The 4,916-nt window shown below is 67.1% G+C and carries 6 protein-coding genes; all 6 read left to right on the top strand.

Features of this window, described 5'->3' with window-relative positions:
• Positions 1-428: NAD-binding protein (locus E1832_RS00185; RefSeq protein ID WP_133357765.1), on the top strand; the 428-nt coding region annotated here is incomplete at its 5' end.
• 3 nt (positions 429-431) lie between these two features.
• A complete protein-coding gene (locus E1832_RS00180; protein WP_133357763.1) occupies positions 432-1,190 on the top strand; it encodes a short-chain dehydrogenase/reductase in 759 nt (252 codons plus the stop codon).
• Positions 1,191-1,214: 24 nt separating this feature from the next.
• On the top strand, positions 1,215-2,084 hold the full coding sequence (locus E1832_RS00175) for a MaoC/PaaZ C-terminal domain-containing protein (protein ID WP_133357761.1): 870 nt from the start codon (positions 1,215-1,217) through the stop codon (positions 2,082-2,084).
• Positions 2,081-2,851, top strand: a complete 771-nt coding sequence (locus E1832_RS00170; protein WP_133357759.1) for an enoyl-CoA hydratase-related protein — start codon at positions 2,081-2,083, stop codon at positions 2,849-2,851. Before E1832_RS00175 ends, E1832_RS00170 begins: the two co-directional genes overlap by 4 nt.
• A 201-nt stretch (positions 2,852-3,052) precedes the next feature.
• Positions 3,053-4,303 carry an acyl-CoA dehydrogenase family protein gene (locus E1832_RS00165; protein ID WP_245513713.1) on the top strand — a complete coding sequence of 417 codons (1,251 nt, stop codon included), beginning with the start codon at positions 3,053-3,055 and terminating at the stop codon, positions 4,301-4,303.
• A partial coding sequence (locus tag E1832_RS00160) for an acyl-CoA dehydrogenase family protein (protein WP_165978744.1) occupies positions 4,300-4,916 on the top strand: 617 nt, incomplete at its 3' end. The genes E1832_RS00165 and E1832_RS00160, both read left to right, overlap by 4 nt.

The following is a 4,916-nucleotide window of genomic DNA, read 5'->3' as shown; positions in this document are numbered from 1 at the left end:
GCGACAACATCACTCACATGGGGCCAACCGGGACCGGTCAGGCGACCAAGGCCTGCAACCAGATGATCGGCTTCCTGTCGGCGTTCGCCGTCGCGGAGGCGCTGGTGCTGGGCGAGCGGCTGGGCGTCGACGTCGCCAGGCTGCCCGATGCCTTCGCCGGCGGCTTCGCGGACACGCCTGCGATCAGGGAGTGGCGGCGCAACATGGCGGAAGGACCGCTGATCGGCCTGCCGCTGCATACCGAAGCGATGCGCGCCTTCCTCTCCAACGGGCCGGCTTTGCCCGCATATGGAGGCGCGAGCCCCGCCAATCTGCGCAAGGACATCGACATCATCCGGACGCTTGCCAGGCAAACCGGGGTGACCTTGCCCCTGATCGAGCAGATGGCCGTCATGGTCGGCCTGCTGCACGCCAACAGGGGAGGATAGCCGATGCTGCTCGATCTGAAGGGCCTGAACGCGATTGTCACCGGCGCGAGCAAGGGCATCGGCCATGCCACCGCGCTGACGCTTGCCCGCGAGGGCGCGCGGGTGACGCTGGTCGCGCGTCATGCCGACACCCTCGCCACGGCAGCCGCGCAAATCGCGGAGGAGACGGGCAGCGCGCCCGACACCGTTGCCGCCGACCTCGCCACCCCCGAGGGGATCGACCGCCTGGCCGCGCGGTCGGAGCCTGTCGACATCCTGGTCAACAACGCCGGAGCCATTCCGCCCGGCGACCTTCAGGCCATCGACGAGAACACATGGCGGACGGCCTGGGACCTGAAGGTCTTCGGCTACATCAACCTCACACGCGCCCTCGCGCCGCGCATCGCCGCCCGGAAGGGAGTCATCGTCAATATCATCGGCGCCGGAGCCGAGAGCCTGAGCCCGGACTACATCTGCGGGGCCGTCGGAAATGCCGCGCTCGTCGCCTTCACCCGGGCTTACGCAAAGCAGTTCAAGGCGATGGGAGGCCGGATCGTCGGGCTCAACCCCGGTTCTGTCGCGACGGAGCGGATACAGCTCTTTCTCAAGGCCCGCGCGGCGGAGAAATTCGGCGATGAGAGCCGCGCCGCGGAGTTGACTGCGAGCCTCCCCTACGGGCGTCCCGCGTCTCCCCGGGAGATTTCCGATGCCGTCGCGTTCCTCGCCTCTCCGCGCTCGGCCTACACCAACGGAACCGTTCTTTCCATTCACGGCGGCGGTTGAACCGCTTAGCACCGGGAGTCCCTGATGGCTTTCAATCACGACGTCGTCGCAAACCTGGTCTTCCCGCCGGTGACCCAGACACCGAGCGCACGAGACTGCCAGCTCTATGCGCTCTCTGTGGGCTTCGGCCAGAATCCGACCGACCGGCGCGACCTGCCATTCGTCTACGAGCCGCATCTGCGGGTCGTGCCGACGATGGCGGCAGTGCTCTGTACGCCGGGACATTGGGTGGCGGACCCGACACTCGGCATCGATGCGGATTCGGTGCTGCACGGAGAGCAATCCGTGCGTCTGCACCGGGCCATTCCGGTCGGACAGCCGCTGACCGGCCATTCCCGCATCGTCAATGTCTGGGACAAGGGCGTCGGCAAGGGCGCGGTCGTCGAGCTGGAATGCCAGGTCAGCGACGCGGACGGCACACCGCTCTGGACGGTCAACCGGACTGCTTATCTGCGCGGAGAAGGCGGCTATGGCGGCGCGGTGCAGCCAAAAGGACGGTCCTGGGCGCTGCCCGACCGCGAGGCCGATATTGTCTGCGATATCCCCACGAGCGGACAGCAGGCCCTGCTCTATCGCCTCAATGGCGATCTGAATCCCGTCCATGCCGACCCGGATGTGGCGGGCGCGGTTGGTTTTCCGCAGCCGATCCTGCATGGTCTGTGCAGCTACGGCATCGCCGGCTGCGCCCTCCTGAAGACGGTTTGCGCGCATGACGAGTCGCGTGTTCGCGCCCTCTCGGTGCGCTTTTCCGCCCCCGCCTTCCCGGGCGACACCATCCGCACCTCGATCTGGCGCGAAGGGTCCCGCGCCCTTTTCACCTGCACCGCGCTCGAGCGGGACGTCCAGATCATCACCAACGGCGCCATGGAACTTGATGAAGGAGCATCGACATGAGCCTTGTCCTCAAGGACACCCCATCCCCGGGCATCGGCCTGCTGACCCTCAACCGGCCCGACGCGCGCAACGCGCTGTCCTTCGAGCTGCGCGAGGAGCTTATCGACGGGTTCGCGGAATTTGCCGCCGACGAGGCGATCCGGTGCGTCATCCTGACGGGCGGCGACGAAATCTTCGCCGCCGGCGCCGACCTCAAGCAATTGGGCGAGACCAACTCGGTCGACATGCTGCGGATCGGGGCCGAACGCTACTGGCTGGCCATCGGCGCCTTTCCCAAGCCGCTGATCGCCGCTGTCAACGGGTTCGCATTGGGCGGCGGTTTCGAGCTGGCGATGCACGCCGACATCATCATTGCCGGAGAAAGCGCCCGGTTCGGGCTGCCCGAGGTCAAGGTCGGGCTGATCCCCGGCGCCGGCGGCACCCAGCGCCTGCCCCGCGCGATCGGCAAGTTCGCCGCCATGCGCTACCTTCTGACCGGCGACATGCTGAGCGCGCAAAAGGCCGAACGCCTCGGCCTCGTCAGCGAGGTCGTCGCCGACAATGAGGTGCTCCCCACGGCGATGGAGATCGCCGGGCGCATCGCAAAGCGCGCGCCGCTCGCCGTGCGGCAGGTCAAGGAGGCCGTGCTGTCCGGCGCCGACGTCCCGCTCGACGCCGCCTTGAGGATCGAGCGCAAGGCGCTGCAACTCCTGATGTCCTCCGAGGACAAGGCCGAAGGCATCGCCTCCTTCATCGAAAAACGTCCGCCGGTGTTTCGCGGCCGATAGCCGAGCCGTCTGCGTCCGACCCCGAAATTCCTGCGCGGGACGATAGTGACCGGCCGGAGTTGACATTGGTTTGACTCATTGTAATGGTAATACCAATTGAACATTTCGTCTCATCGAAATTCAAGACCATAAGGGCCAGGGGAGGAACCGGGATACAATGCACAAGACGCTTCTCTCGGGAGCGAACCGGATCGCGCCGCAGTGACGGATTTGACGCGCCACCAGCCCGGGGACGGCTCCCAGGATCATATCGATCTGCTTCTCGACGACTCGCTGCGGGCGTTCCGCAGGGAAGTCCGGCAATTCCTGCGCGCTGCCGTGCCGGACGAGACCCGCGCCCGGCTCGACATGGGCTATGCGGCAACCAAGCCCGAGACCGCCGCCTTTCTGAAAAAGCTGAGCGCCAGGGGCTGGGTCGCCCCCGCCTGGCCGGTCGAATACGGCGGCACGGGCTGGTCGCAGCTTCAGCGCTTCGTCTACACGATCGAACTCGGCGCCAACGCGGCGCCCTCGATCCCGCCCTTCGGCACGGCCATGGTCGGCCCGGTGCTCTACACCTTCGGCAACCAGGATCAGAAAGACCTGTACCTGCCGCGCATCCTGAGCGGCGAAGACTTCTGGTGCCAGGGCTTCTCCGAGCCCGGCTCGGGCTCCGACCTGGCCAGCCTGAAGACCCGCGCCGAGGACAAGGGCGACCATTACCTGCTGAACGGCCAGAAGATCTGGACCTCGAAGGCCCATTACGCCGACCGGATCTTCCTCCTCGCCCGCACCGGCGAAGGCGTCCGCAAGCAGGAGGGCATCTCCTTCTTCGTGCTCGACATGGACACGCCCGGCATCGAGATCAAACCGATCATCGCCATCGACATGTCCCATTCGCTCAACGAGGTCTTCTTCACCGACGTGAAGATCCCCAAGACCGGGCTGGTCGGCGAGGCAGGCAAGGGCTGGAGCTATGCGAAGTTCCTGCTCGGCAACGAACGCACCGGGATCACCAATATCGGCAGGTGCCGCCGCCAGGTCGCCCGACTCAAGCGGATCGCACGCGCCAGCCACGTCGGCGACACGCCGTTATGCGCCGACCGGGCCTTCCTGCGAGACCTCGCCCGGATCGAAGCCGATCTCACGGCGCTGGAGATCACCGAAATCCGCCTGCTGTCCACGGGGCGCGACAGCGCCTTCGCCAGCGTCGGGCCATCGGTGCTGAAGCTGAAGAGCGCCGAGATCCAGCAGGCCCTCGCCGAGCTCATGGTCTCGGCCCTCGGCCCGTTCGCGGCCGGACGCGGCCCGCAGTTCGTCGATGCGATGGAGGATGTCAGCGATCTTTCCTCCGCCTTCTTCGACGGGGCGCTCGCCGAATACCTCTTCGGGCGCGCGACCTCGATCTATGGCGGCACCAACGAAATTCAGCGCGAGATTCTCGCCAAGGCCACCCTGGACACGCTGCAATGAGCTTTCTCGACCACTTGACGCCCTCCCACGAGGCGGAAATGATCCGTGACAGCGCCACGCGTTTTACCGGCGCCGTCAGCGAGGCGGCGCTGCGACAATCCGATGGCTTCGATGCCGAACGCTGGGCCGGGATGGCCGATCTCGGCTGGCACGGCGTCCTGGCGGACGACGCCGCGGGCGGCCTCGGGCTTGGCGCGGCAGAGGCGGCGATCCTGGCCTATGCGGCGGGCCACGCCCGCCTGCCCGAGCCCTTCGTGGCCTCCTCCGTCACGGCGTTGACCGCCCTTCGCGCCGCCGGCGCCGGCAGTGACGTGCTGGCCGGCCTCGTCGCGGGAAGCCGCATTTTCGCGCCCGTCGGCTTCGGCCTTCCGGTCGGCCTCACCACTCCGGTGTCCGCAGCGCCCGACAAGGATGGCGCCTCGCTTTCCGGCGTCGTGCCGCTGTGCGAGACCGGCCCTCACACAACCGATCTCCTGATCTTCGCGGACGGCCCCGAACCGATGCTCGTGCGGCTGCCGAGCACCGCCGACGGCATCGCGATCACCCCCTATCGGGGCATTGACGGGCGTCATCTGGGCAAGGTGCATCTCGACGGCTACACAGTCGGCGACGA

This window comes from Antarcticimicrobium luteum (assembly GCF_004358185.1).
Taxonomy (GTDB): Bacteria; Pseudomonadota; Alphaproteobacteria; order Rhodobacterales; family Rhodobacteraceae; genus Antarcticimicrobium; species Antarcticimicrobium luteum.
This window is presented reverse-complemented; position numbering and strand designations above follow the sequence as displayed.